Here is a 2,971-nt window from a genome sequence, read left to right as displayed (position 1 = left end):
CAGGCAGTGTAAGCGGAAAACGTCGGTCGGTGTTTGGGACAGAGGGCGTTCACTGCCGCACAGGCAGTGTAAGCGTCCGGCGAACCCACCTACCATTCCCCCTACACCTCTCTAAAATAGGTGTCCACCTAAAACTAAGTGGACACCTAAAATATGACAACACCAACAATACCAACTGAAAACGCAAAACCCCGCCGCCGTCGATTTTCACCCGACTTCAAAGCCACCATCGTCAACGCCTGTCAACAGCCCGGTGCCTCCATTGCACAGGTGGCGCAGTCCCACAACCTCAATGCCAACCTCGTGCATAAGTGGATCAAAAAAGCTCAGAGCACCGCAACGCCAATACCGATAAACTCCGGATTTATTCCCCTGCCAACACCGCCTTCAACGCAAACCATCACCATCACCCTGCCCACCGAAAAAGGCCAAGTTCAAATCCAATGGCCAGCGCAACAGGCGATGCAATCCGCGCAATGGCTCAAGGCGGTTCTATCATGAGCGCTCACCAGATGATTCACATCCAACAGATCTGGTTAGCCACCGAACCGGTGGATATGCGTGCCGGTGCCGAGACACTGCTTGGACGTGTGGTGGACGTCTTCGGCCAAGCCGAACGCCATCATGCCTATGTCTTTACCAATAAACGCGCCAATCGCCTCAAAGTATTAATCCAAGACGGCCTGGGCCTCTGGGTCTGCGCCCGGCGTTTAAATGAAGGTTCATTTCACTGGATAAAGCACCCCATCCACCCAACGCAAGCCTTAACTCCTGAGCAAATTCAAGCCTTGGTTCAAGGTCTGCCGTGGCAACGCATTCATGAACCGGTGCAGTGTCTTTAAAGAGGCTTTTCAATGAACTCAAAAACACTCGATAAGCTTGTAAAAACAGGGCTTTTCGTTCGATATGGACCGGCTAAATAAACCCAATTACGGTATAATAACCACCATGAATCCAACCCCACTCAGTCATCTGTCACACGATCAACTTCATCAGTTCGCGACTGAGTTGATGGCGCAATTGAGTGCGCAACAAGCACTCACCGAAACAGCGCAAAAACAGTTGACTGAGCAGATTGAACACTCCCAAAAAGTCTTGCGCGAAAAAGATCAGCACATTGAAAAACTCACCTATGAACTGGCCCATCTTCGGCGTTTAAAGTTCGCACGCAGCAGTGAACAACTCAGTGCCTTGCAATTGAGCCTACTCGATGAGCTCACCGATGCCGACATCGCCGCATTGGAATCCGAGATTGCTCAGCTTACGCAAAGCACACCCGAGACGATGAGCACACCCAAAACCCAACCCAAACGTCAGACTCTGCCCAAAGACCTACCGCGTACCACCCTACTCCATGAGCCTGACAATACCCACTGTCGCTGTGGCTGTGCGTTACAACGCATTGGTGAAGACATCAGTGAAAAACTCGACTACATTCCTGGGCGTTTTCAAGTTGAACGTCATATACGCGGTAAATGGGTGTGTAAAGCGTGTGATACCCTAACACAAGCCCCCATGCCGGCACAGATCATCGACAAGGGGCTGCCTACCGCCGGACTGCTGGCGCATCTGGTGTTAGCCAAATACGCTGATCACCTGCCCCTGTACCGTCAAGAAACGATCTTTGCACGTGCCGGTGTTGCGTTAAGTCGCTCCACATTAGCCGAATGGGTGGGCGTCTGCGGGGTGCAGCTCACCCCCTTAGCCGATGCCTTAAAAGCCGAGCTGCTCAATCAATCGGTGCTGCACGTCGATGAAACCCCCGTACCGATTTTAAAGCCCGGTCACAAAAAAACCCACCAAGGCTATGTCTGGGCGTATGCCAGTACCGCATTCAATTCATTCAAGGCGGTTTACTACGACTTTACCCCTGGACGCAGTGGTCTTTATGCCCGTGACATCTTAGACTCCTGGAAAGGTCAGCTGGTGTGTGATGATTACAGTGGCTACAAACAATGCTTTAAACACGGCATCACCGAAGTCGGCTGCATGGCGCATGCCCGTCGTAAGTTCGTTGAACTGCATGACAGTGGGAAAAGCCAAATCGCCCATCAAGCGATTGCCCTGATCGCCCAACTGTATGGCATTGAGAAAAACGTCAAAACACTCGATGATCAACAACGCGCCCAAATCCGTCAAGCTCAAGCCAAACCCATTGCCGATAAGTTACAGCAATGGCTGGAAGCTAACCGCCAAAAAGTCCCGCACGGCAGTGTGACCGCCAAAGCCATAGACTATATGCTCAAACGCTGGGAGGGCTTAACACGCTATCTCAACGATGGTGCCTTGCCAATCGATAATAACCGGGTCGAGAACCAGATGCGCCCCTGGGCACTGGGTCGAAAGAACTGGTTATTTGCAGGCAGTGAACGCAGTGGCAAGCGTGCGGCGGCGATTATGACGCTGGTGCAGTCGGCCAAGCTCAATGGGCATGATCCTTATGCGTATCTCAAAGACGTGCTCACGCGTCTGCCAACCCATAAGAACAGCCAGATTCATGAGCTGTTACCACATCATTGGTCGCCATTGTAGTAGGCTTGTGGTGGCTGGGGTAGGTGTGTTTGCCGGACGCTTACACCAAAAGCATTTCTCGCACATCTCTTTGAGCGGATATTTGATCCTGCAAAATTTCTTGAGACTGCGAAAGCATAGGAATGCGCTGGTCGACGACATGAGTGAAATTATCCTCCAGTTTGTCAAGACCCATCTTTCCGGCAACAAATACGAAGAATAAGGCTAGGACTGAAAGTGTCACCAAACTCCATAATCTTGTTTTAATGGTCATGCTGTGATACTCCTAGAGGCGGTATGAGTTTGTCGGTTTGAATAGGGTTGGCCAGCCGTCTGTCGGACTTAAGCCAATCGGCTGCAAAAAAGCTGGGTGCCTCGGCTGACCGCTTCGGGTTGAATTTTTTGAATTAAAATGTCCATTTGATGGTGGCTTGCGGAACGCTCTCATCTATGTCGGAAC

General features: G+C 51.2%; 4 protein-coding genes. 3 read left to right on the top strand and 1 reads right to left on the bottom strand.

All coding sequences use genetic code 11. The annotated features are described in order from the left end of the window. The first annotated feature begins 153 nt into the window (after positions 1 to 153). The 3 genes from tnpA to tnpC all read left to right on the top strand — a co-directional run bounded on the left by tnpA (position 154) and on the right by tnpC (position 2,532). Complete coding sequence (tnpA, locus tag VBE63_RS26740; RefSeq protein ID WP_323686041.1) at positions 154 to 501, top strand: IS66-like element accessory protein TnpA; 348 nt, start codon at positions 154 to 156, stop codon at positions 499 to 501. An 11-nt stretch (positions 502 to 512) separates the two neighbouring features. Further along, the gene (tnpB, locus tag VBE63_RS26735) at positions 513 to 842 is read left to right on the top strand and encodes an IS66 family insertion sequence element accessory protein TnpB (RefSeq protein WP_323686040.1); all 330 of its coding nucleotides are present in this window, start codon (positions 513 to 515) and stop codon (positions 840 to 842) included. Positions 843 to 948: 106 nt separating this feature from the next. After that, on the top strand, positions 949 to 2,532 hold the full coding sequence (gene tnpC, locus VBE63_RS26730) for an IS66 family transposase (RefSeq protein ID WP_323686039.1): 1,584 nt from the start codon (positions 949 to 951) through the stop codon (positions 2,530 to 2,532). A 40-nt stretch (positions 2,533 to 2,572) separates the two neighbouring features. On the opposite strand, the gene VBE63_RS26725 is transcribed toward tnpC, so the two are convergent. Next, positions 2,573 to 2,785, bottom strand: coding sequence for a hypothetical protein (locus VBE63_RS26725; protein ID WP_323686038.1), 213 nt, complete (start codon positions 2,783 to 2,785; stop codon positions 2,573 to 2,575). Between the last annotated feature and the right edge of the window lie 186 nt (positions 2,786 to 2,971).

The organism is Lamprobacter sp. (assembly GCF_034860625.1).
Classification (GTDB): domain Bacteria; phylum Pseudomonadota; class Gammaproteobacteria; order Chromatiales; family Chromatiaceae; genus Lamprobacter.
Note: the sequence above shows the minus strand (reverse complement) of the source record. Positions and strands in the feature narration are given on the sequence as shown.

Excerpts from the sequence above, each read along its gene's own strand:
- tnpA (WP_323686041.1), top strand. The coding sequence starts at position 154 with ATGACAACACCAACAATACCAACTGAAAACGCAAAACCCCGCCGCCGT.
- tnpB (WP_323686040.1), top strand. The coding sequence starts at position 513 with ATGATTCACATCCAACAGATCTGGTTAGCCACCGAACCGGTGGATATG.
- tnpC (WP_323686039.1), top strand. The coding sequence starts at position 949 with ATGAATCCAACCCCACTCAGTCATCTGTCACACGATCAACTTCATCAG.
- VBE63_RS26725 (WP_323686038.1), bottom strand. The coding sequence starts at position 2,785 with ATGACCATTAAAACAAGATTATGGAGTTTGGTGACACTTTCAGTCCTA.